Below are 26,809 nucleotides of genomic sequence, written 5' to 3'. Positions count from 1 at the left end.
TGTGGTCGACATCGAAGCAGTACTGCGCGACGAAGGTCTGCACCCGCTCGCGTGGGTGTTCATGCACCCGGCATCGCACGGCGAGGATTCGCCGCCGATGAAGTTCGAGCCCGACCAGATGAACTCGCTCGGCCGCCACCTCGAGCGCCTCGGATTCGAGCAGGTTCGGGAGTCGCTGGACCGATACGACCCGCCGAAGTCCGGACCGATCCATCCCCACAACCCGGGCAAGTGGACGGCCAAGACCCGGCCCGAGCCGACGGTCACGGCAGATCCGCTGGCGCAGGCCAGGGCGAAGCTCGACGAGCTCACACCCGCCGATCGAGCGGCGTTGGTCCAGGACGTACTCACGTCGTACGCCGGGCCCGAGCCAGAACTGGAGGTAACCGAATGACCAGGTATCTGCCCGTCGAATTCGGGTTCTACGTGACCTCGACGTTCGCGCCGCGGTGGGGAACATTCCACTGGGGCAACGACTACGGACGCCAGGGCGGGTCCGGCGGCCGACCGATCTACGCCGCGCAGGGCGGCACCGTCACCAAGGCGGGTCCGGCGTCGGGGTTCGGGCAGTGGATCAACATCGACCACTCGGCCGCCGACGGATCGGGACTGACTGTCTACGGGCACATCATCCCCGAGGTCCGTGTCGGGCAGCGCGTCGAAGCCGGTCAGCGAATCGGGTACATCAACCCCGATTCGACGACCAACGGCGGCACCCGCGAGAAGCCGATAGCTCCGCATCTGCATTTCGAGGTACACCGTGCTGTGTGGTCGAACCCCGGCCCTGACCGACTCGACCCCACTCCATGGCTCGCGGGCGCTCTGTGGCCCGGTCAGCCTGCACCGCCGCCCGTGCCAGTCCCGGCCGTCACCGACGACGATGCTCTGTGGTCGGAGATTCTCACGCAACTGATCGGAGCACGACGATGACGCTGTACGGAATCGACGTCAGCAACCACCAGAAGAACTTCGACTTCGCTGCAGCCAAGCGCGAGGGCTTCTCGTTCGCCACGCACAAGGTGACCGAGGGGACTGGCTACCGAGACCCGTACTGGCCGCGCGCCAAAGAGCAGATGGCCGAGCACTTTCCCGGCCGCAACGCCGGATATGTCTTCTGCAAGGTCGATGCCGATCCGCAGCGAGAAGCCGATGCCTACTTCGCGCACGGCGGCACATCACTCGTCCAGATCGACTACGAGGACATGGACCGCGCCGGGTCCGCTCAGGATCTCGCCAAGCGGGTACAGGCGTTCCTCGACCGCGGCGCTCGCCTCCTGCCGGTCTACATCCCGAGGTGGTACTGGTCGAGCCGAATGAAGTCGTTCGACCTGTCATGGCTTCCCGCTCCCTTGTGGAACTCGCACTACGTCGGAGGCTCGGACTATGCGTCGAAGCTGTACCCGGGCGACGACTGGCGCGGACCCGACGGTCGTCAGGGATGGCTTCCGTTCGGGAACAAGGACGTCGCGTTCCTGCAGTTTTCCGAACAGGGTCGGGTTGCCGGCCAATCGATCGACGTCAACGCATTCCGCGGTGACGACTCTCAGCTCGCTGCGCTGTTCGGCGCGGCCACACCAGAATCGGAGTTCGACGTGAGTGACGCATCCGCAGTGGCAGGACAGTTCTTCGGTCCCGAAGGTAAGGGGTTCGACATCCTCGGCCACGCCGTCGAGACCGACCCTGCACGCAACCGATTCCTCACCGAGGCGATTGCCGTCATCCTCACCCAGCTCACAGGTGGGCCGAATTTCGAGGGCTGGGAGCAGCTCGGCGACGGCAAGGACTCCGCTGTCCCACGCCGAACCATCGTCGACGGCATGGCGCACATCAAGCGTCAGAACGACGAGATCCTCGCACTCCTGAAGGGCGGCAAGTGATGACACTTCTCGCGAAGCTGCGCGCGTACGAGCCGATCCGGCTGTACGTCTACCCACTACTGGTCATTCTCGTCGGAATTCTGGTGACGCGCGGTGTCATCGACGGAGCCACTGCTGACCTGGTCCGCGGACTCCTGGAGGCGTTGGCAGTCGGCGTCCTCGGCGTCAGCGCGGCGGAGGCTGCACGCGCTCAGGTGACGCCCGAGGCCAAGGTGATCGAGCTCGGCACCGCGGTCGCAGCCGATGCGATCGACGCCGTCAGGAACGGTCGCGAGGTCGACGTGCAGGCGATCCTGCGAGCTGCGCGCGAGGCCGGGACGTACTTCGGTAATCGCGGCGAACACCAGGCGGGTTGATGCCGCGCAAGCTGATCCCCAAGCCGATCCACCTGGGGGAGACGGCGACCGCGTGGATCAAGTTCACCATTCTGTGGACGGTCACCCTCCGCGGACTCGACTATCTCAGCGGAGTTACCGGCCCCGTTGCGAGCCTCGGAGTCGTGGAACGTGCAGCACCACTATGGCTGTGGGGGGCAATCCTGCTTGCCTCCTGCGTGGTCGCCGTCAGTGGGACCTTTTCGGGTATGCGGTCACTGCTCATCGTCGGCCACCTCGCGGCCGGACTGACGATGATGGCCCTCGGGTTCGGGCAGCTCCTGGTGGTGGTAGGTCCGGACGGAATCTCCGGCTACCGCACCGGTGCCGGAATCATGGGCGGAGGAATCTTGCATATGGTGATCGCATTCTCCGCGTGGTCTCAGGTGATCGTCGAGAAAATGGTGGCCGACGATGCCACCTCCTGAAGTCCCGCAGCATGTCTACGAGAATCCCATTGTCATCTACGCCTTCATCGCGCTCGCTCTGGCGACAATCGCAGTTCTGTTTTCCCGGAAGGTTCAAGAACTGCTGGGCCCCTTCGGCCGGTGGATCAGTGAACGCCAACTGCGCCAGCTTGAGCGCCGCCGCAAATCGCTGGAAGCCCAGGGGCATCTGGACGACCTGCGTTTTCAGCAACAGGAAGTGCGAATTGCATTCCTGGAGAACGAACTCAAGGAAGAGCGAGCCGAGAAGGCGCAGTACGCCGACCAGGCCAGAGAGCTCTCGCGCCAGTTGGCGGATGTCCAGCGGCAACTCGACGCACTCAAGGACGAAGTGGCCGCCACTCGGCGCGCAGTTGAGGGCCGCTCACAGTAGGGGAGGTGACCACAGTTGACCTCACCCGACAATTCCACAGGGGCACAGCCGAACACCGGATGGTCCGATGTCAGCGAGATGGCGACGGACTTCACCAACAACGGCTTGATCGGGCTGATGTTCGGCGGGTTCGCGCGTGGGCTCAACGGGTTCATCTCCTCGCTGGTCTTCGGCCTGAAGGGCATCACTGGTGGTCTGATCGACCTGACGGGCGCACTCAAGGCGACGGACCAGAAGGCCGATACTGCAATCAACACCGCGACGGGTGCGGCGCAGACCGTGGTGCAGGTACAGAAAGTTGTCACGCAGAAGCTCGAAGTATTCGACATACGAAGTTCCACACCGGGATACGTGGCGATCAACGGCACGGAGTGGCCGTCGATTCCGCATTCGGATCTGAAGATGATGCCCGCCGATGTAAACATCACACAGCACCGGCACGGTGAGAACAACCAAACTGGGGCCAGCGCCTTCACCGACTACGACACTATCGGCTCGGTCGCGGTCCGCATGACTCGGCTGCCCGAGAAGCTACTACCCGCCAATCAGCAGTGGTTCGCGTTCATTCGCATTCCGATCGATATAGCGCTGTCCGGATTGAACTTCTACGCCAGAGGCGCTCCGACCGACCTCTACACGCGGGTCTTCTCGGTCTCGCCCACTGGGGACATGACTGCCCTGACACCGGAGAGTCCGAATCTCGCGAGCTTGCTCACGAGTGCCTCGCACACCTCCACTCCGACGAACTTTGCGGATGCGATTGTCGAGGCAGGTACTTGGGTCGCGGTCCGCTTCCGTGCTGTGGGAACGGTGTACCTCGCTGGCACCGAAAACTTCACACCGGAGCGACCGCAGGGCTTCTACCCGCGACAGATCAGCGCCACGACGGCCATCTCGTCCGCGACTGCCGCACCCGACTCGATTCCCGAATCGTCTCTGACGTGGCCGGTGTATCCGTCGGGCTTCGTGGTTTACGTCGCGGTCGGCAACAACATCGTTGTGGCGCAGGCGAAGCGATACCACTCGGACAATTTCGACCGCGATGATGCGGGCGGGCTGTTCGGGATCGGCGGCAAGTGGTCGGTGTCGGGCGCTCTCGGGATCCGCTCCAACGAAGTCGCCTTCACGGACACCAACGACGGCAACGCAACCGCGCTGTGGTCGAGTCCATTGACCACCGACAAACAGGTTCACACGATTCACGTCGGGTCGATTCCGGCCGTCGAGACGCCGAACGCGTGGGCACGGGTGCTGTTTCGGTGCACGCAGAACCGATCGTCGGGTCTCGCCTTGGGTTGGCGGCAAGGAAGTATCCAGCTCCAGGTCATCACCAATGGCGGCGGGTACGCACCGGCGGTGACCATCACCGCAGTGGTGAACTTGGGCGACGAGATCACCGTGCAGCAGGGCGAAATCGTCGACGACGTCTTCTATCCCGAGCGCGTACTCGTTTTCCACAAAGGCATCGAAGTGATCCGTACGAACATCGCGTCGAGCACCGTGCCGTACGGCCCACAGCGGCGGTTCGCGGGCGTCGGGGTGTCACGGACGCCGTTCCAGAACAGCCCGCGCATCGCGGACTGGCTGTCCTACGACGTCCCTGATACGGAGCTGGTCGCATGAGCGATGCGGTCGTGTTCCTGACGTTCGACCGCTTCGTCGAGCTGCTAGAGCACAACAAGGCCAACGCTCGGAACAACGACATCTGGGTGCTGACCGAGAAGGACGGCGTCCAGATCGTCCCGGACCAGAACACGACCGAGCTGATGTCGCCGCGGTCGTGGCCGATGTACATCTGCCGAGCCGAGGCGGTCAACGCGCACATCTCGTACGACAGCGAGAAGGCCAGTGACGCGGTCGACGGGCTGTATGCAGCGCTCGACCACATCAACTGGGCCATCAACCTGCAAGTTCATCCAGTCAAGACCATCGTCCGGTTCGCGATCAACGCCTGGCGACGATAGACCCGCCCCGCCTCACTCCGAGGCGGGGCGTTTCGTCTTTCAGTGGGGGAGCCGGTGGCGAGCGGCGAACTCGCGCAGGAGCTCCACCTCGTCGTCGTCGAGCGCAGCATGGCGGCCGCGGGGGTCGAGCGAGATCTCGGCGTCGCGGAGGAGTGCGGCGAGGTCGTACTCGCTGGGGTCGATGTCGAGAGCGCGAACGATGAGCGTGTGAGTCATGGCGTGCCTTTCGGGTCGGACGGAGAAATCTTTCGTTAGGCGAAGCAAGTAGGTGAGTCACCACAACTCGGGGTGCGACGCTGGGGGTGAGAGGTAGATAGTTCGTTGCGCGTGCGAACTAGACGTCCTCGGGTCCAGCCGGGCCGGGGCCGGGTTTCCCCGGCCCCTCGGGCTCAGTTGGTGCAGTAGAAGCTCTGGGGCGGGGTGCCGGCGTCCAGCTTTCCTCTGCACCACTTGCAGTTGTAGTCGTGGTCGATGCGGCCCATGATCCCCTCGGCCTCTTCGATCAGGAGGGGGAGTTCGGCGGCGGAGGCGAGGGCCAGCGCGGTGATCGCGTGCTCCCAGGCTCCAAGTTCTACGTTCCGGTGCATCTCGATTGCGGCCTCGAGGTGGCTGGTGATGATCTGGTGGTTGGTGGTCATTTTCTTCTCCCTCGTTGTGGTGTACCTAAATACTAGCACGCTAGTAACTCACGCACAACCCCTGGGGGAGAAAAGATTTCAGAAAATTCGGTCGGTCTCGGAACTTGGTCGTTCCGCTAACTAACTACTTCACAGTCGACCCTTGGCTCCGCCGCGCTTGAGCTGAGACAGTCGCTGCTGGGAGAGTCCCGAGTCCTCCATCATCGCCGATGCGGACAGCCCCGAATCGAATCCGGCTGCGACCGTCTCGGCGCGCTCCATGTCCAACTCGGCGATCTGGGCCGTCAGCTTCTCGCGCTTGTCGCGAAGGCGGCGAAGATTACTACGGATCTCGGTCTCGTCCATGCGGTGATACTAGCGCACTAGTGAACCGTCATGCTTCGCACAGGACAGTCGTACCGCTAACTAACTATCTACCCTCACGCTCGAACCCAGCGGGCACGAAACCGTGCCCGCTGGAGGATCTTTACAGACCGACGCTGTCCGCTCCGAACGCAGCCTGCTCCTCGGTGTAGCCGCTGAAGACAAGCTGATCGATCAAGCCCTGACGCGAGAAGCCACTGATGTCCAGGTAGGTCTCGGCGCTCTTCGCTGCCTGTTCGTTGAAGTCGGGCGCGATCTTGTCCACCGCGTATGCCGCGTCCTCTTCCGAGAAGTCACCGAACACCAGCTGGTCGATCAGTCCCTGGCGGGAGAACGCACTGACATCCAGGTAGGTCTCAGCCGACCGCACTGCATTACGCTGCGAGACTGTCTCAGCGGGTGCCGCGGGGGCCGGGGCTGCCGTCTCGACTTCTTCGACCGGCTCAACGGCAGCCGGCGGAGCAGCAGGGGCGGGCTGCGGAGCTGCGGAGGCTTCCGCGGGTGCGACCGGAGCGGCTGATGTCGTTGTCGACGTAGCCGTTGTCTCGGTGTCGGAGTCGCCGCCGCCGCCTGCTATTCCGATGACGACGAACAGCGCGATCACGGCACCGACGATCCACGGCCACTTGCGCTTTTTCTTTACCGGTGCCGCAGGCGGTTGCTGCCCGTAGGGCTGCTGGCCATACGGCTGACCCTGGGGAGCGCCGTACGGCTGCTGGCCGTAGGGCTGATTCGGGTCGTTGGGGTTGGTCACGAGGTCTCCATGTGTTCGAGTGAGTGGTCGTTCGGATTTCTTATCAGACTTTCGGGTATGAATGTTTCATTCGCCCCATACCGGACTGATCACGCGGCGACGTCCGAGGCGGTGTCGTCCTGCCGCGCAGCATCTCGCCACCTCCGCACCGTCCGGTCGTTGGTGCCCACACGCCGTGCGATCTCGCGCATCGACAGACCGCCCGATTCGATCAGTCGCAGAACCTCGGCTCGCTGCATATCGGGCACCGGCTCCGCCTCTTCGGACTCACCGCGCCGTCCGAGTCGAACGGTCAGGTGCGTGACCCACAGCAGGAACACCGGGGGAGTGAGCGCGACACCAACGGAGATCCAAGAGCCCGGCGTCAGCCATGCGTGTATCCCGTTGCCCGCGATCGACGCTAGCGCCGACGCGGCCAGCAATGACCACGCGGTGCGATCGCCGCCGAGCGCGACTACTGCCACGGTGCCGACAACGATGGTGCCGTCGATCATCACCGGCCAGAGGTACGCCTCTGGGCCGAGACCGGCGATGCGTGCGAGATCCGCAAGAGCGATGTACGAGATCGCGAAGCAGACGAGGGACAGGAAGACGGTGCCGCGGCGTGCCGTCGTCAGAGCTGTGGATATGGACATGGGTTCTCCCGGAACCGGACGCCGGCCAGCGACGTCGAAGTGGGTATGGATGCAGAGGAGCGAGCCGCGATCGTCGACGAGGGGTTCGACCCGGACGATCCGGCGGTGGTGGAGGCGATGCTGTGGGTGCGCGTGTTGCTTGCCCAGATCGGATGTATCTGTGACCGTGGGCAAATTGTGGGCAAGACCAGCAATCGAACTATTGCAGGACTGGAAATAGTTGGCCCTGAGCTGGGCGAATGTTGGTGGGGCGGGCGGGGCTCGAACCCGCGACCAATGGATTATGAGTCCACGGCTCTAACCGACTGAGCTACCGCCCCATGCCCGTACCAGGTACGAGCCTGCAGAATCGTACAGAATCACGCCGCCTGGTCGGTGCATCGGGGCAGCTATTTCGCTCGGACCTGCACCGGGACGCCGTTGAGGATCGCGTTCGCCGAGACGGCGTCGACGCGGCTCGGGTCGGTGATGTCGTTGACGCTGGGGCCGGTCACCGTCGTGGCAACAGACAGCTCCACGCCGGGTCGCTGATGTCCGAACCCGTGCGGCATGCTCACCACACCCGGCATCATCTTCTCCGACGCCGCCACCTCGATGTCGACGGTCCCGGCGGCGGAGGTCACCGACACCATCGCCCCGTCCTCGATGCCGCGATGTTCCAAGTCGTCCGGGTGAGCGAGAAGCTGATGTCGCGCTTTGCCTTTGGTGAGCCGGGCGGTGTTGTGCATCCACGAGTTGTTACTACGTAGGTGTCGTCGACCGATCAGCAACAGTTCATCGCCGGTCGCAACGGCGCTCGAATGCATCAGGTCCACCAACGCGGGAAGTTCGGCAACAACGATGTCCTGGATCAGCTGCACCCGCTTGTCCCGCGTTTTCAGCTTCTGAGGGAAGCCTGGCCGCAATGGTCCGAGATCGACACCATGTGGGTTGGCCCGAAGCTTTTTGAGCGACAACCCTTTTCGTTGGCTGCGGAGCAGGATGTCCAGCGTGCGGGCGGGGGACAGCCGCAGGCGTGCCTCGCTGATCGCGCTCTTCGGAGTCAATCGTGACTTCAGTCGGCCGACCGTCGAACCGGCCATCCGGCTCTTGTAGCGGAGCGACAGATCCCGGAAGATCTCCCAATCATGCTTTGCGCCAGCCTTCTTGGACAGCACCGCAGGCATGTACTTGGCAGTGTTGTGTACCGCGAAGGAGTTGAAGATCAGGTCGTAGTGGTCGCGTTCGAGAGACATCGTCGGCGGCAGAATCACGTGCGCGTGACGCGAGGTCTCGTTTATGTAGAAGTCGAACGACACCATGAAATCTAGACCCGCGAACGCGTCGTTCAGGGTGGTGCCGCCGGGCATCGACAACACCGGATTGCCGGACAGGATCGCCATCGCGCGGATCTGGTCCTTGCCCTCGGTGGTGATCTCGTCGACGAGCGTCGAACAGGGGTATTCGCCCGCAAACTCGGGCAGGTCTCGAACACGGCTGCGCCACTTGTCGAAATGGCCGCGGCCGACGATGCCCTGCTTGATCAGATCGATCGCGGGATCGGTCACCATGGCACCGCCAGGTCGATCGAGATTGCCCGTGATGATGTTCAGTACCTGAATCGCCCACTGGCACACGGTGCCGAACTGCTGGGTCGAGACCCCCATTCGGCCGTACGCCACTGCGGACTTCGCCGAGGCGAAATCACGTGCCAGGGTCGAGATCTCTTCCGCAGCAATCCCAACGACCGGAGCGACGGATTCCGGTGTGAATTCGGCGACGAGATCCGCGAGCCGATCGGCCCCGTCGATGTAGTCGGCCACGCTCACAGTGCGATCGGCGACGATGATGTGGATCATCGCGAGCAGCAGCAGTGCGTCGGTGCCGGGGCGAACGAACAAGTGTGTGTCCGCGATGTCCGCGGTCTCGGTCCTGCGTGGATCGACCACGACCAGGCGGCCGCCCCGTTTACGCAGTGCCCGTGCTCTCTTGGCGAAATCGGGGACGGTCATCATGCTGCCGTTCGACGCCATCGGGTTGCCGCCGAGGACGAGGAAGAAGTCGGTTCGATCGATGTCCGGGATCGGCAGCAGCAGTTGGTGCCCGTACAGCAGGTGATCGACGAGCTGATGCGGGAGTTGATCCAACGAGGTGGCGGAGTATCGATTACGCGTCCGCAGGAGCGAGGTGAAGGGAATGCCGTGCGTCATCGCACCCATCGAATGCACGTTGGGGTTGCCCTGATAGATGCCGACGGCATTGCGGCCGTGCTTCTTGCGCGTCGAGATCAGACCGTCGATCACGAGGTCGTATGCCTCGTCCCAGCCGATCTTCTCCCACTTCTCACCCACACGTTTGACCGGCATGGTGAGTCGATCGGTATCGGCGTGCAGGTCGATCAGCGACAGAGCCTTCGGGCAGATGTGGCCACGCGAGAGAGGGTCCTTCTCGTCACCGCGGATGGACGTCACCGCATCGTTCTCCACCGTGAACTCGAGCCCACAGATCGCTTCGCACAGATTGCACGATCCATACACAACCGACATCGCATTCCTCCCACTCATGTGCTGCGAGCGTAGCCCGGCGGGGGACCGGGGCACCGTCATCGACCGACAATTAGGCTCGTGAATCGTGACCACCCTCGATCTCACGTCCTCCTGGCCCGTCGACCATGTCAGTGCAGCAGTCGTCACCGACTCCGGAGTTCGTGAAGAGGTCGGCGACACCGATCGCGTCTACGAGCTGGCCTCGGTCACCAAACTGCTCAGTGCGTACGCGGTTCTCGTCGCCGTCGAGGAAGGCGCGGTGGAGCTCGATCAACCCGCAGGGCCGGAAGGGTCGACGGTTCGGCATCTGCTGGCGCACGCGTCGGGACTGGCGTTCGGCGACCGAACAGTCCATGCACCGGCCGGTACCAAGCGGATCTACTCGAGCGCCGGCTTCGAGGTGCTGGCCGAACTGATCGAAACCGAGGCGGGCATCGCCTTCCCCGACTACTTGGACGAGGCAGTGTGCGGGCCGCTGCAGATGCCGAACACCGCGCTACCGGGCTCGGCAGGCCACGGTGCCACCTCCACCCTGGCGGACCTGAAGAATTTCGCTGCGGAGTTGTTGGAACCCACGCTCCTCGCGCCGCAGACACTGGCGTCGGCGACCGCTGTGCAGTTCCCTGGCCTCAACGGAATCGTGCCCGGGTACGGATCGCACAAGCCGTGCGACTGGGGACTCGGGTTCGAGCTGCGCGGCGAGAAGGCCCCGCACTGGACCGGAAGCACCAACTCTTCGGCCACGTTCGGTCACTTCGGTCAGGCCGGAACGTTCCTGTGGGTGGACCCGTCCGTGCGGACCGCGTGCGTGGTGTTGACCGACCGGGCCTTCGGAGACTGGGCGAAACCGCTGTGGCCCGAACTGTCCGACGCCGTCCTGGCAGGGTGAATACCGACCGTTCACAGATTGCACTGGCGCAACAGGGGTAACTCGGGGCACACTAGTACACATACGTGTTGATTCACTGCAGCCAGCCGAAGCATGTCGAGGTCGTTGGGGAAGACGTCCCTCGTCGAAGCTGGAGGTAGTGCAATGCGTGGATCGAACCAATTCGCAGATGCGACGTCGGGTGTCGTGTACATCCACTCGTCGCCCGCTGCGCTGTGCCCGCACGTCGAATGGGCGTTGACCGACGCCCTCGATTGCCGTGCGAATTTGAAGTGGTCGGTGCAGCCGGCCTCCGACGGGCAGCTGCGCGCCACCACCGACTGGATCGGCCCGGTCGGCACCGGGGCGACCCTCGTCGGCATCCTGCGCTCGTGGCAGATGCTGCGCTTCGAGGTGACCGAGGACCCCAGCGAAGGCGTCGACGGCGAACGGTTCTCGCACGTTCCCGGTCTGGGGCTGTGGCGCGGATCGACGAGCGCGAACGGTGACGTGGTGCTCGGCGAGATGCGACTGCGCGCCCTCATGGAGAACAACCAGGGCAACCTCACCGCGGCCGTGGAGCACGCTCTCGGCACGGACTGGGACGCCGCCCTCGAGCCGTTCCGCACCGGTGGTGCCGGAGCCGAAGTGACGTGGTTGAGCCGCAACGTCGGCTAGTCGTGAGAGTTGCTGGGGGTTCGGTGTCGCGGTAGTTTGCGTCCGTGCCTGGGGTAGGCATGTGGGAACGACCGTGGAGTGGTGAGTTCGATGTTGTCGACCGGAAAAGTGATTCGATTCGACGAGTTCAAGGGGTACGGATTCGTGGCGCCGGACGAGGGCGGCGAGGACGTGTTCATCCACGTCAACGATCTGGATTTCGACAAGAGGCTGTTGGCACCGGGGGTTCGTGTCGAATACGTCGCCGTCGACGGCGATCGAGGACTCAAGGCCACTCAGGTGCAGATCATCGACGGTCCGGCATCGACCGCGCTGGTCACCCGACGCAAGCCCGACGTGCCGTTCCACGACGTTCCGATCAGCGAACACGAGCAGCTCGAAGACGTCATCTGCGACGTGCTCTCCGAGGCGGACTTCACTGCCGAAGTGACCGAGGCACTGCTGACGTCCAACGGAACCGTGACGGCAGCGCAGATCCTCGACATCCGATCAGCGATGCTGCGAGTGGCTCACGACCACAAGTGGATCGAGAACTGACGCTGTAGTTCGCCCGCCCGCTCGGGCCCGTTCGGTTCCGGATGAATGTGGCTTTGTTGCACTCAGAGCGCCTCGGAGCCGCATTGATCCCAACCGGGGGCGGTGCCTTGGGTCAGGGCCGCAGGCGAAGCCGAGCGATCAGAGTGGAATGTTCTTGTGGTTGCCGCGTGCCGCAGGCGCGGCCGCGAGAGCCTTGGCTACGGTGCTGCGGGTCTTGCTCGGCTCGATGACCTCGTCGACGACTCCGATGGCCACGGCACGCTCGACGCCACCGGCGATGCTTTCGTGCTCGACGGTGAGGCGATCGTGCAGTGCCTCACGCTCCTCCTCGGGAGCAGCTGCGAGCGCCTTCTTGTGCAGGATGCCGACGGCGGCCTTCGCGCCCATCACGGCGACCTCGGAGCCGGGCCAGGCGTAGACGGCGGTGGCACCGAGTGCGCGGGCGTTCATGGCGATGTACGCGCCGCCGTAGATCTTGCGCGTCACCAGCGTGACGCGGGGGACGGTGGCTTCGGCGAAGGCGTGCAACAGCTTTGCTCCGCGGCGTACGACGCCTTCCCATTCCATGCTGACCCCGGGTAGGTATCCGGGAACATCGACGACCACGATGAGCGGGATGCCGAATGCGTCGCACAACCGGACGAAACGGGCTGCCTTCTCGGCGCTTTCGGAGTTGAGGCAACCGCCGAGGCGAATGGGGTTGTTGGCGATGACGCCGACGGTGCGGCCGCTGATACGGCCGAGGCCGATGACGATGCTGCGGGCCCAGCCGCCCTGGAACTCCTCGAAGGTCGATTCGCCTTCGACGTTGTCCAGCAGCTCGTGGACAATCGGGTGCACATCGTATGCGCGACGGTTGGATTCGGGCATCAGCGCCCGGAGGTCGGTGTCTCCGTGCTCGGCGGCGGCGATGTCGAATTCGCCCTGTTCGCAGAACATGGACACCAGACGGCGGGCGCGGGTGAACGCGTCCATCTCGCTGTCGGCGACGATGTGGCACACGCCGGACTTCTTGTGGTGGGTGTCGGGGCCGCCGAGCGAGGCCATGTCGACCTGCTCACCGGTGACGCTGCGGACGACGTCGGGACCGGTGACGAACACGCGTCCCTCGGGAGCCATGATGACGACGTCGGTCAACGCAGGACCGTACGCGGCGCCTCCGGCTGCGAAGCCGAGGACGACGGAAACTTGGGGTACGAGTCCGGACGCTCGAACCATGGCCTCGAACACGAGTCCGACGGCGTGAAGAGCTTCGACGCCCTCGGCGAGGCGAGCGCCTCCGGAGTGCCAGACGCCGACGATCGGAGCGCGCTGCTCGATGGCCGTGTCGATGGCGGCGACGATGTGCTTGCAGCCGTCCACGCCCATGGCACCGCCCATGACGGTGGCGTCGGAGCAGTACGCGATGGTGTGGACGCCGTCGATCTCACCGGACGCCGCCAGGATGCCGGACTTGTCCCGATCGTGCAGGGGCACAGTGGTTCCGGCGTCGAACAGACTCTCGAGGCGGGCGAGTGGATCGCGGGGATCGGTGGATGTACCGGATCGTGTGACAGGGGCCAGAATGGTCATCGCTTGTCCTTCTTCAGGGCCCCTGGGGGGCGAGGCCCGAACCGGGGCCGTTCCCTGGGAACGGCCCCAGCCCGGATCATGCACTGCGAGAGCGAGATTCGCTGAGTCGAAGAAACGACTCAGTGCATCACGCCTTTCCGAAGGCGAGCGCTACGTTGTGCCCACCGAATCCGAACGAGTTGTTGATCGCGTAATCGATCTGTCCGACGCGGGGCTCGCCCTTGACGACGTCGAGATCGATCTCGGGATCCTGATTCTCCAAATTCAGTGTGGGAGGGATGATTCCCTCGCGCACTGCCAGCACCGTCAGAACCGACTCGAGAGCGCCGACGGCACCGATCGAGTGGCCCAGAGCGGATTTCGGTGCGTACACCGCTGCGTGATTGCCGACGGCCTTGTTGATCGCCAGCGCCTCGGCGGTGTCTCCGATGGGAGTTGCCGTTGCGTGGGCGTTCACGTGGGTGATGTCGGACTTCTGCAGACCTGCGGTCTCGATCGCACGCTGCATAGCGCGCGCGGCACCCTTGCCCTCCGGGTCGGGAGCCACGAGGTGGAACCCGTCGGAGGTGATTCCGGCACCGAGCAGGCGGGCGTGGATCGTTGCGCCGCGTGCCTTGGCGTGCTCCTCGGTCTCGATGACCATGAGCGCACCCGCTTCACCGAAGACGAAGCCGTCACGATCCTTGTCGAACGGACGTGACGCACCCTTCGGGTTGTCGTTGTTGGTGCTCATCGCCCGCATCATGGAGAAGCTGGCGATCGGAACCGCGTCGATGTAACCCTCGACGCCGCCGGTGACCACCATGTCCGCGTCGCCCATCACGATCATCCGCCACGCGTGTGCGATGGCTTCCGATCCCGAGGAGCAGGCGGAGACGGGGGTGATGACGCCGGCCTGTGCTTTGAGCTCGAGTCCGACGACCGCTGCGGGGCCGTTCGGCATGACCATCTGAACGGCGAGCGGAGACACCTTGCGGTAGCCGCCGGCCTTCATCTTGTCGTTGGCGTCGATCAGTGAATCGCCGCCACCGAGACCGGTACCGATCGACACACCGAGGCGAAGGGGATCGACGTCGGGAGTACCGGCGTTCTTCCAGACCTCACGACCGAGGACGGTGGCCAGCTGCTCCACGTAGCTCAAGCGACGAATCTCGACCCGCGAGAGCAGGCTCTGCGGGTTCACCGCGAGGTGGCCGCCGATCCGCACGGGCAGGTCGTACTCGGCGACGAAATCGTCTTCCAGCGTTGCGATTCCGCTGTCGCCGTTCAGCAGACCCTTCCACGTGGCATCGACGTCACCCGCGAGTGACGTGGTCGCAGCGAGGCTGGTGACGACGACACTGGGGAAGCGTCCGTTGGCGGTGGATGGGTTGGTCATGGGTCGAGTCACTCGCTCGCGGAGTCGTCGAGCTTGGCCTTGATAGCTTCTGCGGCTTCGGGGTTCTCCGCTTCGAGCTTCTGGATGTAGTTCACGGCGTCACCGACGGTGCGCAGACCTGCGAGGTCCTCGTCGGGGATCTTCACGCCGTACTTGTCTTCGGTCTGCACTGCGATCTCGACCATGGAGAGCGAGTCGATGTCGAGGTCGTCCACGAAGGACTTCTCGACGGTCACCTCGGACGGTTCGATGCCCGTGACCTCCTCGATGATCTCTGCAAGTCCGGCGATGAGGTCTTCCTGGCTGGCCACTGTTGTGGGTCCCTTCTCTTCTGTGTCGAACGCCGAAGACATGTGCTTCGAGACGCGATTGTGCATTTCTGCCACTCGGGGAGTGGAAGTTCGATCCGCAGTGCTGTGACTGCGGAGGTGTGGCCGAGCTAACCGAGCTCGGCCAATGCGGGGATGTCCGCCGGTGTCTTCAGGGCGAGATTGGCAACGCCGCGCAGTTCACGCTTTGCGATGCCGACCAGTGCGCCTGCCGGGGGCAGCTCCGCAAGTCCGGTGACCTGCGCAGTGCGCAGGTAGGCGCTGCACAGATCCCATCGCACGGGGCGAGTGACCTGGGCAGCAAGCTTGTTCAGAGCGTCGGCACCCGAGGCCACCGGCTGACCGTCCGAGTTGGACAGCAGCGTTCGCGTCGGCTCAGACGGAGTGATCGCGGCAGCGGCTGCGGCAACGGTGTCGCCCGCAGACGCCATGAACTTGGTGTGGAATGCGCCTGCGACCGGCAGTGCGCGAACCCGAGCCTTCTCGGGCGCGCTCTCGGCCAACTCGGCAAGTTTGGTGAGCAGTCCGGCTGCGACGATCTGGCCTGCAGCGTTGACGTTGGCCGGAGCGAGATCGAGTTCTTCGAGTCGGGCCAGGACGGCAGCTTCGTCGCCGCCGAGCACGGCGGACATCCCGGTCGGTTCGAGTGCGCACGCCTTGGCCATTGCTGCGCCACGGACGGCAGCGAGTGACACGGCGTCGTCGGAGGAGATGACGCCGGCGATCGCAGCGGCGGCGAGTTCGCCCACCGAGTGTCCGGCGATGATGGCGTCCTCGGGGAACAGGCCGCGCGATGCGATCTCTTCGAATGCGAGCAAGGCCGACGCCACGACCAGGGGCTGGGTCACCGCGGTGTCGGTGATCTCCTCGGCGGTGGCAGTGGTGCCGAGGCGAACGAGGTCGAGACCGGAGGCCTTCGACCACAACGCGAGTCGGTCTGCCGCGCCTGGCAATTCGAGCCAAGGCAGCAGCATGCCGGGAGTCTGGGAGCCCTGACCGGGCGCAAGCAACGCAATCACAGGGTTAAGAGAACACCGTCGGGTGCCTGATGAGTGATGTCGCGCTCGATGAACTCTCGACAAGCAATTTGTGGGAACCCTACAAATTGCCTCGTGGGGATGCGCCATCGCCGGAGGGTGGTTCGGTGTTACGTGACTACTTCTCCGAATGTGACCTGTGTTACATATGGGGCAGGATGTCGCGGTTCGTGATGCGTTCGAGCCAACCTACCTACCGTTGCCGCGACCCTGAGCACGTACGCGTCACGCGGGTGAGTGGGGTCGCGACCGGTGACCTCTGCGATGCGCTTGAGCCGATACCGGACGGTATTTGGATGAACAAACAGCTGCCGTGCGCAGGTTTCCACGGCACCGCCACAGTCGAGATACGCATCGAGGGTGTCGGCCAATCCCGAACCTGCCGCCGCCAACGGAACGACCACGTGATCGTTCAACGCCGATATCGCTGCACCGTCGTTGAGCAGTGCGCGTTCGGGCAACAACTCACCTGCGTGCACCGGACGCGGCGCACCTCGCCAACCCGCCACGGCCTGCATCCCGGCGAAGGCCTCCACCGCGCTCGAGTGCGCCGCGCCGAGAGTGCGAGTGGTCGGGCCGATGACGACGGGTCCGTCCGAGAAGTTCTGCAGCATGTCGTCGATGAACGCGCGATGCGTGGCAGTGTCGTCGAGTTGACCGCTGACCACCATCACCAGCCGCGTTCCCTGCACCACGGCAAGTGCCGCACGGCCGTGCTTCTGCGCAACGGCGTGCACGGTTCCGACCACCGAGACGCCTCGATCCTCTGGAGGAGTGCCGACCAGCACCGTCGCAGGCGCAGTGGCGTCCCAGTTCAACGTGGCGGCGCGCGAAAGCATGTCCGAGCCGGTGTCTCCCCGCACGACGGCGTCGACCACGAGGGCCTCGAGGCGCGTGTCCCAGGCTCCGCGGGACTCGGCGGCGCTGGCGTAGACCGAGGCGGCTGCGAAACCGAGCTCGCGCCCGTACCGCAGCACGGCCTCGGTCAGGGCCACCAGCTGCTGGTCGTTACGGGCCAACGCCGGGAGCCATTGCTCGAAGAACTCCATCGCCACCCGCACCATGTCGACGGTCTGGCGCAGAGTGAGGCGTCGGGCAAGGTCTTGGGGGATGACCTGAAATGCGTCGAGGCTGAAGCGAATATCGCTGTTGGGGTTCTTCAACCATTCGAGGAAGTTGTCGACGGCTGTCTGAATCAACAACTGGACGCTGGCACGCTGGGCGGCGTCGAGATCACCGAAGAACGGCAGCTGGCCCTGCATCGTGGTGACGGCCTCGGTCGAGAGTCGGCCGGAGAACTGCTTGACGCGACGCAGCAGGGCATCGGGCAGTGGATCGCGTTTCTGGCGCGAGGGAGCGAGTGAGGCGACCGGAAGGTGCACTTCGTTGTCCGACGTCAGGGAATCGCGGGTCAATGACTCGCGCAACGCTTCACGGTAGGCGTCGCGTCGGGACACATCGCGTGCGGACGCACTGTCCGGTGAACCGGGCTTCGCATCGGACATAAGGAGAACCTACGCCCGACCCCCGCACACATCGCGATGGACGTGCTTCGCGACGTGGGACGGGGGTCGGTCGATCAAGGGTGGAACCTACGCGGAACCGGTATCGGCGAACGAGGTCGGAGCCGCGGTGACGTCGTCGATCTTGTACTTCTCCGCAGCCTCGACGGCCTTGGACTTGTCGATCTCACCGGATGCGGCGAGGGCGGACAACGTGGCGACGACGATCGACTCGGCGTCGACGTTGAACACCCGACGCGCGGCCGGACGGGTATCGGAGAACCCGAAGCCGTCGGTGCCGAGGGTGACGTAGTCGCCCGGAACCCACTGCCGGATCTGGTCCGGAACCGCCCGCATCCAATCCGAGGACGCGACGACCGGTCCGTTCGCGTCGGCCAGCGCCGAGGTGACGAACGGAACGCGCTTGTCGGCACCGGGGTTGCGCAGCGACTCTCGTTCGGCGTCGACGCCGTCGCGGCGCAGTTCGCCCCACGAGGTCACCGACCAGACGGCCGACCGCACACCCCACTCCTCGAACAGCAGCTCGCGCGCCTTGCGGGCCGAGACCATGCCGACGCCCGACGCCAACAGCTGGGCCTCGGGTCCGTCGCCCTCCTGTGGAGCTGCGAACCGGTAGATGCCCCTGAGCAGACCCTCGATGTCGAGGTTCTCCGGCTCGGCCGGCTGCACGTACGGCTCGTTGTAGAGGGTGATGTAGTAGAAGATGTTCTCGCCGCCGAAGCCTTCCACGCCTTCGGTGCCTCCGTACATCCGTCGCAGACCGTCCTTGACGATGTGTGCGATTTCGTACGAGAACGCCGGGTCGTAGGCCACGGCCGCCGGGTTGGTCGACGCCAACAGCAGCGAATGACCGTCGGCGTGCTGCAGACCCTCACCGGTGAGCGTGGTGCGACCTGCGGTGGCACCGAGGACGAATCCGCGAGCCATCTGGTCTGCCGCTGCCCACAGGCCGTCGCCGGTGCGCTGGAATCCGAACATCGAGTAGAAGATGTACAGCGGGATCATGACCTCGCCGTGCGTGGCGTACGAGGTGCCGACAGCAGTGAACGACGCCGTCGAACCTGCCTCGTTGATGCCCTCGTGCAGGATCTGGCCGACCGAGCTCTCCTTGTAGGCGAGCATCAGCTCCGAGTCCACCGACGTGTACAGCTGGCCGTTGCGGTTGTAGATCTTCAGCGACGGGAACCACGAGTCCATACCGAACGTGCGGGCCTCGTCGGGGATGATCGGCACGATTCGGTGGCCGATCTCCTTGTCTCGCAACAGCTCCTTCATGACACGCACGAGCGCCATGGTGGTGGCGACTTCCTGCTTGCCGGAGCCCTTGCGCAGCGTCTTGTACGTGTCGTCGCTCGGCTGCGGCAGCGGCTTGACGTTCACGCGCCGCTCGGGGACGAATCCGCCGAGCTTGTTGCGACGATCGAGCATGTACTGGATCTCGGGAGCGTCCGCACCGGGGTGGTAGTACGGCGGCATGTACGGATCCTTCTCGAGCTCCTCGTCGGAGATCGGGATGTGCTGGATGTCGCGGAACGTCTTGAGATCGTCGAGCGTCAGCTTCTTCATCTGGTGCGTGGCATTGCGACCCTCGAAGTGCTTGCCGAGGGTGTAGCCCTTGATGGTGTGCGCCAGGATGACCGTCGGCTGGCCCTTGTGCGACATCGCGGCCGCGTAGGCAGCGTGCACCTTGCGGTAGTCGTGGCCGCCCCGCTTGAGGTTCCAGATCTGATCGTCGGTGAGGTCCTTGACCAATTCCTTGGTGCGGGGATCGCGGCCGAAGAAGTTGTCGCGGACGTAGCTGCCGTCGTTGGCCTTGTACGTCTGGAAGTCACCGTCGGGCGTGGTGTTCATCAGGTTGACGAGCGCGCCGTCGCGGTCTGCGTGCAGCAACGCGTCCCACTCGCGTCCCCAGACGACCTTGATGACGTTCCAGCCGGCACCGCGGAAGAACGACTCGAGCTCCTGGATGATCTTGCCGTTGCCGCGGACCGGGCCGTCGAGGCGCTGCAGGTTGCAGTTGACGACGAACGTGAGGTTGTCGAGGCCCTCGGTGGCGGCCACGTGCGCGAGTCCACGCGATTCCGGCTCGTCCATCTCGCCGTCACCCAGGTACGCCCAGACGTGCTGATCGGTGGTGTCCTTGATGCCGCGGTCGTTGAGGTAGTGATTGAACCGAGCCTGGTAGATGGCGTTCATCGGGCCGAGACCCATCGATACCGTCGGGAACTCCCAGAAATCCTGCATCAGACGCGGGTGCGGGTACGACGGCAGTCCGCCGCCCTCGGTCTCATGGCTGGCTTCCTGGCGGAAGCCGTCCATGCGCTCGGCCGGGATGCGGCCTTCGAGGAAGGCGCGGGCGTAGATACCGGGGGAGGCGTGACCCTGGATGAAGATGTGGTCGCCGCCGCCCGGGTGGTCCTTGCCCCGGAAGAAGTGGTTGAAGCCGACCTCGTAAAGAGCAGCCGACGAGGCGTACGTGGAGATGTGGCCGCCGACGCCGACGCCGGGACGCTGCGCGCGGTGCACCATGATCGCGGCGTTCCAGCGAATCCAGGCACGGTAGCGGCGTTCCATCGACTCGTCACCGGGGAACCAGGGCTCGTTCTCGGTGGGAATGGTGTTGACGTAATCCGTCGACGTCAGCGACGGCAGCGCTACGCGGCGCTCACCGGCGCGCTCGAGCAACCTGAGCATCAGGTAGCGAGCGCGGTTGGGGCCGGACCTCTCCAGCAAGCCGTCGAACGACTCGATCCATTCGTTGGTCTCGTCGTTGTCGATATCGGGCAGGTATGACGCGACACCCTCGCGGATGACGCGGACCCGTCCGTCCGAGCCCTGTTTTCCTGCAGACGATGTGTTCTGCCGTTCGCCGCTGTTCACTTCGGACAACGTGTGCACTCCTCAATGTGGCGGACGCTCGGTGTGGCGCCCGGTCCCTGTAGCCCGCCCCTGTGACGGCGGTCTACTTTCCTCGTTCTCGTGATTCCTCCCCAATCCTGCCGCATCTCGTCGGTTCTGGTAGTACAGAGGTCCAATACCCACCAGTAGAAATTTATGTACTCAATTTCGGCGCGGTCAGCTTGCGCGAACGGCTTCGACCCTGTTCGCTTTGTCTACTGCACCCACAATTCAAGGAGGTCACCACCGTGGTCGCCGCGGCGGACGCTCAGAACTACGCTCAGAAACTTGGCATCACTCGCGACATGGTCGTACAGGAGCTGGGCTGGGACGAGGACACCGACGATGATCTGCGCGCCGACGTAGAAGATGCGATCGGTGGCGAGACCCTCGACGAGGATTCCGACGAGGTGATCGACGTTGTACTGCTGTGGTGGCGCGACGGAGACGGTGACCTGGTCGATGCACTCATGGATGCCATCGGGCCGCTCTCGGACGATGGAATCGTGTGGGTCCTCAGCCCCAAGACCGGCATGTCCGGTCACGTCGAACCCAGTGAGATTGCCGAGTCCGCCCCGACCGCAGGATTGACGCAGACCTCTGCGGCAAACCTCGGTGACTGGATCGGAAGTCGATTGGTTCAGCCCAAGACCCCTGCCACCAAGCGGTAGGCCGATGCTCGACACAGGAAGACGGTCATAGATGCCGATCGAGGTTGGCGCGGTTGCGCCCGACTTCACTCTGAAGGATCAGAACAACCAACTGGTGACGTTGTCGTCGTACAGGAACGTGAAAAACGTTCTGCTCGTGTTCTATCCACTGGCCTTCACCGGCACGTGCCAGGGCGAGCTGTGCAAAGTGCGCGACGAGTTGCCGACCTTCGAGAACGACGACACTGCGGTGTTGGCAATCTCGGTGGGCCCACCTCCGACCCACAAGATCTGGGCTGCAGAACAGGGTTACACCTTTCCGCTGCTGTCGGACTTCTGGCCGCACGGTGAGGTTGCTCAGGCGTACGGCGTGTTCAACGACAGCGCCGGCTTCGCCAATCGTGGAACGTTCGTGGTCGACAAATCCGGGATCGTCAGGTTCGCCGAAATGAACGGACCCGGCGAGGCCCGCGACAGTTCGTCGTGGGCCGAGGCTCTCGCACAGGTGAGCTGACCTGCGGAATTGTAGTTAGAGATCAGACACGATAAATTTCTCCAAGCGTTCCGGTGGCCCGGGTTTGTCCCCAGGCCACCGGTACTCGGGCGTATAGCTCAGCGGTAGAGCTCTGGTTTTACACACCAGCGGTCGGGGGTTCGAACCCCTCTGCGCCCACCAGAGAAGTGACGTTCGAACCCTTGACCACCGAGGTCATCTTCAATTCAAGGTCATCCTCTCCTCGTTCTATCGCGCGGTTTCCATCCGCCGACGACGTTCTCAACGCCTCGATGAAGTCCGTTGCATCCGCCTCCGTCTGGACAACCTCGAACTCGTCGACATCGACGGCAATCCGCTCGAACCATGCCTGGTTGTAGTCGCGCCGGGTTGGGCCGGGTGCGGATTCGTACGCCGCACCGCACCGACTCAGCAACGAAGTCGCAGCGACGATTGCCGCATTCATGTCGACGGCTGATTGGTCGAAGACCGCGAGGTGGCCTTCAAGCTGGTCGAGTTGCTTCGAGAGGGTCGCCTGCTTATCCCGAGCGATATCTCGCGGCACCGAATCGTCCATCGCCATCTCTGCCCATTTCAGGCGCTCATGCTTCACCGCATTGACGCGCGCTGTGAGTCTGCGGCGTTCTGATTCTGCGTGCGACGTATGGGTCGTTAGGTCGACCTGTAGTCCCGACCGGATCACCGCTAGCGCCGCCGTCGGCAAGGTTTGACGATGCCACAGGTCGGCCACCGCTGATTCCACATTGGATTCCGCAAGGTAGGGGAGATCGCAGCCGTTCTTCGCCTTGTGGCGACCGAGGCAGAGCCAGTACGGATAGTGCACGCCAAGTTTGCCCGTCGAGATTGCGTAAATCAGTTTCGATCCGCAGCGACCGCAGCACAGACTGCCTGCCAGGTGGTGCTTCCGGCGGTAGGAGCGTTCACCGGATCGACGGTGAGAATCCAGGACCTCCTGCGCACGCTCGAACGTTGCTGTGTCCGTAAGTGGAACGTGTTTGCCGGGGTACTCGATACCACGCCAAGTCACGATTCCGATGTAGTACCGGTTTCGCAGAATGTTGTGGAGACTGGACACCGTTATTGGACGCGCGGCTCGTTTCGCTGTCGGTCGTTGTGTCAGTCCCCGAGTTTGGAGCTGGGCAGCCAGCTTCGGGATGCTCCAGTTGCCGCTGGCGTAAGCGTCGAACGCCCACGTGATGTGTTGGGCGCGTTCGTGATCGATCGAGATTGTGCGAGCTTCGCGGCCCGCCATCACTTCTCGGACGTTGAGGTAGCCGAGCGGAGCCAGCGCTGGCGTACCCCCTTCGAGGACTTTCTGCTGAGTGCCCTTGATTACTTCGCCTGCCAAGTTCCGGCTGTAGAACTCTGCAATGCTGGACATAATCCCGTGCAAGAGTGCGCCGCTGGGGGTTTCATCAATGTTCTCGGTCACGCTTACAAGCCGTGCTCCTGAGTTCTGAATTGCCAGCGTGATGGCCACATCGTCCGCTCGGTTTCGAGCCAACCGGTCGACCTTGTGAACGATCACGTACGTGCAGGGGTTCGCCTTGATGTAAGCGAGCATTGCCTGCAAAGACTGCCTATCGGATGACTTAGCGGACTCGCCAGCATCTACGAACTCTTCCGCAACTTGTGCCTTGAGCGCTGCCGCTTTGCGTGTACAAGCGTCACGCTGAGCTGGAATCGAGAACCCTTCGTCCGATCCGCCGCGGCTTGCCTGGTCCTTTGTACTGACTCTCAGGTAGATTACGGCGGTTGTCATATTTGACTCCAAATTGTGTAGGAAGAGTGAGGTGTGTATCCGTGACGGCTTGTATCCGCATCGTCAATCTATGGAGAATTGCCAATACAAAAAAGCCTTGCATTTGGCCAAACTGTTGTCATAATAGAACGTAGTATGAGTCACGATGAATTTACGAAGCTATTCAAGTATATGGAAAAGCGATTTGACGCTATTGAGTCCGAGCTTTCCAAAAAGGCTGACGCAGATGATATGAAAAATCGGTTCGATCAGGTGATCGGCGCTATCGACGACCTTGCAACCGAGCACACTGCGCTTTCCTCTCAGGTCGATCGTCATGACGGTTGGATTCATCAAATCAGTGACCATCTCGATTTGAAACTCTCTAGCGATGGACGATGATGAGTGAATCGATACCGCGCCTTCTTCAGCATAAAGATTTTCCTCGGCTGGCTTCAGTGCTTCGCACTACCAAAGCTGCGATTGAGGGCGGTGAGCGGCTTGATCTCAACGCGGTATATCTCGACGATCCGGCCGCTGTCATTGCGGACCTGGACGCGCTAGCAGCGCTCAAGGTACTTGATTCAGAACTGCGCGAATGGATTGTATGGAATACCAAATCAGTCGACGGGACGCTAGAGGAGGGTTTTCTTCCTATTGAGTCGCTAGAATCAGTGCGGCGGCACTGCGAAACCCTCATCGCTGCGTCCAATCGGTCGTAGTGACATTCCAAGGCCTCGGACGCAGCTCCGGTCGAACGGTCTGTCGGAGCGACTTGACGGCCAAAATTAAGTAATCCTTCACGCCTACTACGCCCTGATCGTATTCTGAATTTTGACGGCTACCGCTGACGGCAACGAAGCCAAGCACGGCCGCGTAAGCCCGTGTTCGTTGATGTTTGATTACAGAGGTCAAAGAGACTTCTCCACCGGCAGGTTGAGGCCTCTTAAGCAGGGTGTCCGGGGTTCGAGTCCCCGCTGGCCCTCCATTAGTAATCCATCCGTTCAGCCCACGCAGAATTGCGTTTGACGGCTGAACCTGACGGCAACGATCGCCGTCAACCCCTGTCAACAGCACTTGGCCAACTTTGGTGAGTGCTGTTTTCTGTCCTTCAATGTCTGCGTGCTGATAAAACTGCTGCGTTGTCGTGATGTGCGCATGGCCCAGAATGAGCTGAGCGTCCCGAGCGGGTACACCCGCATTCTTAAGAATCGTGGCGGCTGTGTGTCGCAAGTGATGAATTGTGATGCGGCGCAGACCAGCTCGTTCACGCAGCTTGTGAAAGCGCTTCACGAAGTTCCGAGGCCATAACGGTGCACCTGTCGTCCCCAAGAAGATGAGTCGGTCGGTATCGTCTCCGGGTGCCGAGACAGCTTCATGTTGCAGAAGCGCTCGGCGTACAACGGGAATGAGCGGCAGGTCGCGAACCCCTGCATCGGTCTTGATCGGTCCCGTCGCAACGCTATTGGCGAGCTGCTGAAGCTGTTGGCGAACATGCACGATGTTCTCGTTGAAGTCGACATCGCTCCACCGAAGACCGAGTAGTTCGCCGCGTCGAAGCCCGTACAGGACAAGCATCAGGAAGGCCGGATACATCCGGTCGTTTTGCACTGTGTCCAAAAAACGCTGCACCTCACTGACCGACCATGGAGTGATGTCTTTTCGCTTCCATGCGGGGAGCTCGACCAGTCTTGCGACGTTTCGGGTGACGATTTCTTCGCGCATCGCGCGTGTGAGCGCCGCGCTGAGGACAGTGCGAGTCAACCTGACAACCCGGACTGAATGTCCATCTTCACGCTGTTTGTTCAGCACCCTTTGGAGCTGCTGGACGGTCAGCTTGGTGAGGGACTGTGATCCCAACCGGGGCTTGATGTGGATCCGAACCGCAGACTCGTAGGACAGAACGGTGGCTGGTCGACGAGTGGTTGGGACGACCTCCGTCATCCAATAGTCCAGGTACTGGCCGACAGTCCACGCACGATCTGGTGTCGGAATCCCTTTGTCGGCTTGTGCAAGTTGGGCAGTCAGCTTCAGTCTGGCCTCGTCGCGCGTAGCCCCGTACACACGGATTCTTTTCCGTGTGCCAGTGTTCGTGACGACGTATGCAGCACCCTCGAATCGGCCGTCCTTGCGTTTGTAGATCGTGCCGTCGCCATTGCTCCGAGTGCCGCTCATCGATCGGCTCCCGGACGCTGAAGAGCTTCGATGAAGTCATCCAGGACGATCTTTGGGACAAACCGCCTCCGTCCGATGGTGACGGTTTCGATTTGATTCGACTGGATCAGTCGATAGACGGACCAGCGGCTGATTCTGAGTTCCGCACATGCCTCCGGGATCGTCAGAAGAGATGGCTTCGGCCTGCGGTCCGGGGTTGAATTGTGGTCTCGACTTTCAAGAAGCTGGTCGGCTTCGGAGATTGCCAGCGACAAAGCGAGATCTGCCAAAACCTGCTTGGCGCGGTCGACGTCCGCATGGCTGGGTTGCTTCGCCTTCATGAGTGTTCCCCGACGCTCAGGTGTCGTGCGCGGGCGTGCATGCGCCGGTGGTCCATGCACCGGGGAGTTGGATCGATAAGACCAACTTGGTGAAGCCGCGTTTCGATCGTTCGCTCGGAGACACCGAAGTGCTGCGCAAGTTGCTGCGGGCGTTGGATCCCCTGCGCAAACGCGCGTTTGAGCGCAACGCGTGGCACGAGAAGGCAACCAGCGAAGTAGTCGGCCGCGTATTCGGAATGATCAAGTTCGTGCGTGCAGGGAGCCGAGGGGTACAGCCAGTCGGTGTACCCGTAGTCGAGGATGTGCTTGTACTCGTGGGCAAGGACGAACCGTTGTCGGACCCATGTGTCCTTTTGGTTGATCTGAACGACCCACTCATGGCCGTCCCAGAAGCAGGTTCCCGCGAGCGGCGTCGTCACGTACTCGACGCGAATGTTGGGGAGTTCGCTGATGATTTGCTCGGGAACAGGTTCTGCGTCGACGTTGCCGAAAGCCAGCAGGTGGTTGGCCTGCAGTTCGGCGATGCGGAGAGCTTCTTCGATCGAGAGGCGTCGTTTCGGAACGACCGATCGCAGCTTGGCGATGACGGACTTCTTTCGGTGTGTTTGAGTTATGTTGTGCGGCATTGAATACCTCCTCT

The 26,809-nt window shown here is 63.0% G+C and carries 30 protein-coding genes and 2 tRNA genes; 15 read left to right on the top strand and 17 right to left on the bottom strand.

Annotation, left to right across the window (positions count from 1 at the left end; genetic code table 11):
* Nucleotide 1 precedes the first annotated feature (1 nt).
* From R4P57_RS11035 to R4P57_RS11000, 8 genes are read left to right on the top strand one after another with little or no spacing between them, the layout of a single operon-like run.
* Nucleotides 2-394, top strand: a complete 393-nt coding sequence (locus tag R4P57_RS11035; RefSeq protein ID WP_317802889.1) for a hypothetical protein — start codon at nucleotides 2-4, stop codon at nucleotides 392-394.
* On the top strand, nucleotides 391-930 hold the full coding sequence (locus tag R4P57_RS11030; RefSeq protein ID WP_317802888.1) for a M23 family metallopeptidase: 540 nt from the start codon (nucleotides 391-393) through the stop codon (nucleotides 928-930). The genes R4P57_RS11035 and R4P57_RS11030 overlap by 4 nt, the downstream gene beginning before the upstream one ends.
* Nucleotides 927-1,877, top strand: coding sequence for a glycoside hydrolase family 25 protein (locus R4P57_RS11025; protein WP_317802887.1), 951 nt, complete (start codon nucleotides 927-929; stop codon nucleotides 1,875-1,877). Before R4P57_RS11030 ends, R4P57_RS11025 begins: the two co-directional genes overlap by 4 nt.
* Nucleotides 1,877-2,233 (top strand): hypothetical protein, encoded by a 357-nt coding sequence (locus R4P57_RS11020; RefSeq protein ID WP_317802886.1) that lies wholly within the window; start codon nucleotides 1,877-1,879, stop codon nucleotides 2,231-2,233. Before R4P57_RS11025 ends, R4P57_RS11020 begins: the two co-directional genes overlap by 1 nt.
* Nucleotides 2,233-2,679 (top strand): hypothetical protein, encoded by a 447-nt coding sequence (locus tag R4P57_RS11015; protein WP_317802885.1) that lies wholly within the window; start codon nucleotides 2,233-2,235, stop codon nucleotides 2,677-2,679. The genes R4P57_RS11020 and R4P57_RS11015 overlap by 1 nt, the downstream gene beginning before the upstream one ends.
* Nucleotides 2,666-3,070 carry a hypothetical protein gene (locus tag R4P57_RS11010; protein WP_317802883.1) on the top strand — a complete coding sequence of 135 codons (405 nt, stop codon included), beginning with the start codon at nucleotides 2,666-2,668 and terminating at the stop codon, nucleotides 3,068-3,070. Before R4P57_RS11015 ends, R4P57_RS11010 begins: the two co-directional genes overlap by 14 nt.
* A gap of 15 nt (nucleotides 3,071-3,085) precedes the next feature.
* On the top strand, nucleotides 3,086-4,693 hold the full coding sequence (locus R4P57_RS11005; protein ID WP_317802882.1) for a hypothetical protein: 1,608 nt from the start codon (nucleotides 3,086-3,088) through the stop codon (nucleotides 4,691-4,693).
* Entirely contained in the window at nucleotides 4,690-5,034 is a 345-nt protein-coding gene (locus tag R4P57_RS11000) for a hypothetical protein (RefSeq protein WP_317802881.1), read from the top strand. Before R4P57_RS11005 ends, R4P57_RS11000 begins: the two co-directional genes overlap by 4 nt.
* Nucleotides 5,035-5,073: 39 nt before the next feature.
* Here R4P57_RS11000 and R4P57_RS10995 read toward each other — a convergent pair whose 3' ends face one another.
* From R4P57_RS10995 to R4P57_RS10965, 7 genes are all read right to left on the bottom strand, one after another.
* A complete protein-coding gene (locus R4P57_RS10995) occupies nucleotides 5,074-5,250 on the bottom strand; it encodes a hypothetical protein (protein WP_317802880.1) in 177 nt (58 codons plus the stop codon).
* A gap of 173 nt (nucleotides 5,251-5,423) precedes the next feature.
* Nucleotides 5,424-5,672 carry a hypothetical protein gene (locus R4P57_RS10990; protein WP_317802879.1) on the bottom strand — a complete coding sequence of 83 codons (249 nt, stop codon included), beginning with the start codon at nucleotides 5,670-5,672 and terminating at the stop codon, nucleotides 5,424-5,426.
* Between the two features lie 129 nt (nucleotides 5,673-5,801).
* Nucleotides 5,802-6,017: a hypothetical protein gene (locus R4P57_RS10985; protein WP_317802878.1), complete on the bottom strand. Its 216-nt coding sequence runs from the start codon at nucleotides 6,015-6,017 to the stop codon at nucleotides 5,802-5,804.
* A 121-nt stretch (nucleotides 6,018-6,138) separates the two neighbouring features.
* Nucleotides 6,139-6,789, bottom strand: coding sequence for an Ltp family lipoprotein (locus R4P57_RS10980; protein WP_317802877.1), 651 nt, complete (start codon nucleotides 6,787-6,789; stop codon nucleotides 6,139-6,141).
* Nucleotides 6,790-6,878: 89 nt separating this feature from the next.
* On the bottom strand, nucleotides 6,879-7,424 hold the full coding sequence (locus tag R4P57_RS10975) for a DUF2637 domain-containing protein (RefSeq protein ID WP_317802876.1): 546 nt from the start codon (nucleotides 7,422-7,424) through the stop codon (nucleotides 6,879-6,881).
* 243 nt (nucleotides 7,425-7,667) lie between these two features.
* Nucleotides 7,668-7,744, bottom strand: a tRNA-Ile gene (locus tag R4P57_RS10970).
* Nucleotides 7,745-7,813: 69 nt separating this feature from the next.
* Nucleotides 7,814-9,949 (bottom strand): molybdopterin-dependent oxidoreductase, encoded by a 2,136-nt coding sequence (locus tag R4P57_RS10965; protein ID WP_317802875.1) that lies wholly within the window; start codon nucleotides 9,947-9,949, stop codon nucleotides 7,814-7,816.
* Between the two features lie 85 nt (nucleotides 9,950-10,034).
* Between R4P57_RS10965 and R4P57_RS10960 the strand changes: the two genes are divergently transcribed.
* The 3 genes from R4P57_RS10960 to R4P57_RS10950 all read left to right on the top strand — a co-directional run bounded on the left by R4P57_RS10960 (nucleotide 10,035) and on the right by R4P57_RS10950 (nucleotide 12,032).
* Nucleotides 10,035-10,838 (top strand): serine hydrolase domain-containing protein, encoded by an 804-nt coding sequence (locus R4P57_RS10960; RefSeq protein WP_317802874.1) that lies wholly within the window; start codon nucleotides 10,035-10,037, stop codon nucleotides 10,836-10,838.
* A 144-nt stretch (nucleotides 10,839-10,982) separates the two neighbouring features.
* Nucleotides 10,983-11,495, top strand: coding sequence for a DUF3145 domain-containing protein (locus R4P57_RS10955; protein WP_317802873.1), 513 nt, complete (start codon nucleotides 10,983-10,985; stop codon nucleotides 11,493-11,495).
* Nucleotides 11,496-11,585: 90 nt separating this feature from the next.
* Nucleotides 11,586-12,032 carry a cold shock domain-containing protein gene (locus R4P57_RS10950; RefSeq protein ID WP_317803241.1) on the top strand — a complete coding sequence of 149 codons (447 nt, stop codon included), beginning with the start codon at nucleotides 11,586-11,588 and terminating at the stop codon, nucleotides 12,030-12,032.
* A 138-nt stretch (nucleotides 12,033-12,170) separates the two neighbouring features.
* Here the strand turns inward: R4P57_RS10950 and R4P57_RS10945 are convergent, their stop codons facing one another.
* From R4P57_RS10945 to aceE, 6 genes are all read right to left on the bottom strand, one after another.
* Nucleotides 12,171-13,604, bottom strand: coding sequence for an acyl-CoA carboxylase subunit beta (locus R4P57_RS10945; protein WP_317802872.1), 1,434 nt, complete (start codon nucleotides 13,602-13,604; stop codon nucleotides 12,171-12,173).
* A 127-nt stretch (nucleotides 13,605-13,731) separates the two neighbouring features.
* Complete coding sequence (locus R4P57_RS10940; RefSeq protein ID WP_032403883.1) at nucleotides 13,732-14,982, bottom strand: KasA/KasB family beta-ketoacyl-ACP synthase; 1,251 nt, start codon at nucleotides 14,980-14,982, stop codon at nucleotides 13,732-13,734.
* An 8-nt stretch (nucleotides 14,983-14,990) separates the two neighbouring features.
* Entirely contained in the window at nucleotides 14,991-15,335 is a 345-nt protein-coding gene (gene acpM / locus R4P57_RS10935; RefSeq protein ID WP_317803240.1) for a meromycolate extension acyl carrier protein AcpM, read from the bottom strand.
* An 86-nt stretch (nucleotides 15,336-15,421) separates the two neighbouring features.
* A complete protein-coding gene (locus tag R4P57_RS10930) occupies nucleotides 15,422-16,330 on the bottom strand; it encodes an ACP S-malonyltransferase (RefSeq protein WP_317802871.1) in 909 nt (302 codons plus the stop codon).
* 128 nt (nucleotides 16,331-16,458) lie between these two features.
* Nucleotides 16,459-17,853 carry a PucR family transcriptional regulator gene (locus R4P57_RS10925; RefSeq protein ID WP_317802870.1) on the bottom strand — a complete coding sequence of 465 codons (1,395 nt, stop codon included), beginning with the start codon at nucleotides 17,851-17,853 and terminating at the stop codon, nucleotides 16,459-16,461.
* Nucleotides 17,854-17,940: 87 nt separating this feature from the next.
* A complete protein-coding gene (aceE, locus tag R4P57_RS10920) occupies nucleotides 17,941-20,760 on the bottom strand; it encodes a pyruvate dehydrogenase (acetyl-transferring), homodimeric type (protein WP_317802869.1) in 2,820 nt (939 codons plus the stop codon).
* A 257-nt stretch (nucleotides 20,761-21,017) separates the two neighbouring features.
* Here aceE and R4P57_RS10915 point away from each other — a divergent pair, with 257 nt between their 5' ends.
* From R4P57_RS10915 to R4P57_RS10905, 3 genes are all read left to right on the top strand, one after another.
* Nucleotides 21,018-21,440 carry a DUF3052 domain-containing protein gene (locus tag R4P57_RS10915; protein ID WP_032379129.1) on the top strand — a complete coding sequence of 141 codons (423 nt, stop codon included), beginning with the start codon at nucleotides 21,018-21,020 and terminating at the stop codon, nucleotides 21,438-21,440.
* Between the two features lie 31 nt (nucleotides 21,441-21,471).
* Nucleotides 21,472-21,933 carry a peroxiredoxin gene (locus R4P57_RS10910; protein WP_317802868.1) on the top strand — a complete coding sequence of 154 codons (462 nt, stop codon included), beginning with the start codon at nucleotides 21,472-21,474 and terminating at the stop codon, nucleotides 21,931-21,933.
* A gap of 87 nt (nucleotides 21,934-22,020) precedes the next feature.
* A tRNA-Val gene (locus R4P57_RS10905) sits at nucleotides 22,021-22,095 on the top strand.
* On the opposite strand, the gene R4P57_RS26810 is transcribed toward R4P57_RS10905, so the two are convergent.
* Nucleotides 22,052-23,695 (bottom strand): recombinase family protein, encoded by a 1,644-nt coding sequence (locus tag R4P57_RS26810; RefSeq protein ID WP_411742354.1) that lies wholly within the window; start codon nucleotides 23,693-23,695, stop codon nucleotides 22,052-22,054. The two genes, R4P57_RS10905 and R4P57_RS26810, sit on opposite strands and share 44 nt — an antisense overlap.
* Before the next feature lie 135 nt (nucleotides 23,696-23,830).
* Here R4P57_RS26810 and R4P57_RS10900 point away from each other — a divergent pair, with 135 nt between their 5' ends.
* Nucleotides 23,831-24,076 carry a hypothetical protein gene (locus R4P57_RS10900; RefSeq protein ID WP_317802867.1) on the top strand — a complete coding sequence of 82 codons (246 nt, stop codon included), beginning with the start codon at nucleotides 23,831-23,833 and terminating at the stop codon, nucleotides 24,074-24,076.
* 294 nt (nucleotides 24,077-24,370) lie between these two features.
* Here the strand turns inward: R4P57_RS10900 and R4P57_RS10895 are convergent, their stop codons facing one another.
* Genes R4P57_RS10895 through R4P57_RS26805 form a run of 3 tightly spaced genes read right to left on the bottom strand, consistent with a single transcriptional unit; the run spans nucleotide 24,371 to nucleotide 26,795 of the window.
* Nucleotides 24,371-25,849, bottom strand: a complete 1,479-nt coding sequence (locus R4P57_RS10895; protein ID WP_317802866.1) for a site-specific integrase — start codon at nucleotides 25,847-25,849, stop codon at nucleotides 24,371-24,373.
* Nucleotides 25,846-26,169 carry a helix-turn-helix domain-containing protein gene (locus R4P57_RS10890; protein ID WP_317802865.1) on the bottom strand — a complete coding sequence of 108 codons (324 nt, stop codon included), beginning with the start codon at nucleotides 26,167-26,169 and terminating at the stop codon, nucleotides 25,846-25,848. Before R4P57_RS10890 ends, R4P57_RS10895 begins: the two co-directional genes overlap by 4 nt.
* The gene (locus tag R4P57_RS26805) at nucleotides 26,166-26,795 is read right to left on the bottom strand and encodes an ImmA/IrrE family metallo-endopeptidase (protein ID WP_411742348.1); all 630 of its coding nucleotides are present in this window, start codon (nucleotides 26,793-26,795) and stop codon (nucleotides 26,166-26,168) included. Before R4P57_RS26805 ends, R4P57_RS10890 begins: the two co-directional genes overlap by 4 nt.
* Nucleotides 26,796-26,809: the final 14 nt, after the last annotated feature.

This window comes from Rhodococcus sp. IEGM 1330 (genome assembly GCF_033142445.1).
Taxonomy (GTDB): domain Bacteria; phylum Actinomycetota; class Actinomycetes; order Mycobacteriales; family Mycobacteriaceae; genus Rhodococcoides.
Note: the sequence above shows the minus strand (reverse complement) of the source record. Positions and strands in the feature narration are given on the sequence as shown.

Excerpts from the sequence above, each read along its gene's own strand:
- R4P57_RS11030 (WP_317802888.1), top strand. The coding sequence starts at position 391 with ATGACCAGGTATCTGCCCGTCGAATTCGGGTTCTACGTGACCTCGACG.
- R4P57_RS11025 (WP_317802887.1), top strand. The coding sequence starts at position 927 with ATGACGCTGTACGGAATCGACGTCAGCAACCACCAGAAGAACTTCGAC.
- R4P57_RS11020 (WP_317802886.1), top strand. The coding sequence starts at position 1,877 with ATGACACTTCTCGCGAAGCTGCGCGCGTACGAGCCGATCCGGCTGTAC.
- R4P57_RS11015 (WP_317802885.1), top strand. The coding sequence starts at position 2,233 with ATGCCGCGCAAGCTGATCCCCAAGCCGATCCACCTGGGGGAGACGGCG.
- R4P57_RS11010 (WP_317802883.1), top strand. The coding sequence starts at position 2,666 with ATGCCACCTCCTGAAGTCCCGCAGCATGTCTACGAGAATCCCATTGTC.
- R4P57_RS11000 (WP_317802881.1), top strand. The coding sequence starts at position 4,690 with ATGAGCGATGCGGTCGTGTTCCTGACGTTCGACCGCTTCGTCGAGCTG.
- R4P57_RS10995 (WP_317802880.1), bottom strand. The coding sequence starts at position 5,250 with ATGACTCACACGCTCATCGTTCGCGCTCTCGACATCGACCCCAGCGAG.
- R4P57_RS10990 (WP_317802879.1), bottom strand. The coding sequence starts at position 5,672 with ATGACCACCAACCACCAGATCATCACCAGCCACCTCGAGGCCGCAATC.
- R4P57_RS10985 (WP_317802878.1), bottom strand. The coding sequence starts at position 6,017 with ATGGACGAGACCGAGATCCGTAGTAATCTTCGCCGCCTTCGCGACAAG.
- R4P57_RS10975 (WP_317802876.1), bottom strand. The coding sequence starts at position 7,424 with ATGTCCATATCCACAGCTCTGACGACGGCACGCCGCGGCACCGTCTTC.
- R4P57_RS10965 (WP_317802875.1), bottom strand. The coding sequence starts at position 9,949 with ATGTCGGTTGTGTATGGATCGTGCAATCTGTGCGAAGCGATCTGTGGG.
- R4P57_RS10955 (WP_317802873.1), top strand. The coding sequence starts at position 10,983 with ATGCGTGGATCGAACCAATTCGCAGATGCGACGTCGGGTGTCGTGTAC.
- R4P57_RS10950 (WP_317803241.1), top strand. The coding sequence starts at position 11,586 with ATGTTGTCGACCGGAAAAGTGATTCGATTCGACGAGTTCAAGGGGTAC.
- R4P57_RS10945 (WP_317802872.1), bottom strand. The coding sequence starts at position 13,604 with ATGACCATTCTGGCCCCTGTCACACGATCCGGTACATCCACCGATCCC.
- R4P57_RS10940 (WP_032403883.1), bottom strand. The coding sequence starts at position 14,982 with ATGACCAACCCATCCACCGCCAACGGACGCTTCCCCAGTGTCGTCGTC.
- acpM (WP_317803240.1), bottom strand. The coding sequence starts at position 15,335 with ATGTCTTCGGCGTTCGACACAGAAGAGAAGGGACCCACAACAGTGGCC.
- R4P57_RS10925 (WP_317802870.1), bottom strand. The coding sequence starts at position 17,853 with ATGTCCGATGCGAAGCCCGGTTCACCGGACAGTGCGTCCGCACGCGAT.
- R4P57_RS10910 (WP_317802868.1), top strand. The coding sequence starts at position 21,472 with ATGCCGATCGAGGTTGGCGCGGTTGCGCCCGACTTCACTCTGAAGGAT.
- R4P57_RS26810 (WP_411742354.1), bottom strand. The coding sequence starts at position 23,695 with ATGACAACCGCCGTAATCTACCTGAGAGTCAGTACAAAGGACCAGGCA.
- R4P57_RS10900 (WP_317802867.1), top strand. The coding sequence starts at position 23,831 with ATGAGTCACGATGAATTTACGAAGCTATTCAAGTATATGGAAAAGCGA.
- R4P57_RS10895 (WP_317802866.1), bottom strand. The coding sequence starts at position 25,849 with ATGAGCGGCACTCGGAGCAATGGCGACGGCACGATCTACAAACGCAAG.
- R4P57_RS10890 (WP_317802865.1), bottom strand. The coding sequence starts at position 26,169 with ATGAAGGCGAAGCAACCCAGCCATGCGGACGTCGACCGCGCCAAGCAG.
- R4P57_RS26805 (WP_411742348.1), bottom strand. The coding sequence starts at position 26,795 with ATGCCGCACAACATAACTCAAACACACCGAAAGAAGTCCGTCATCGCC.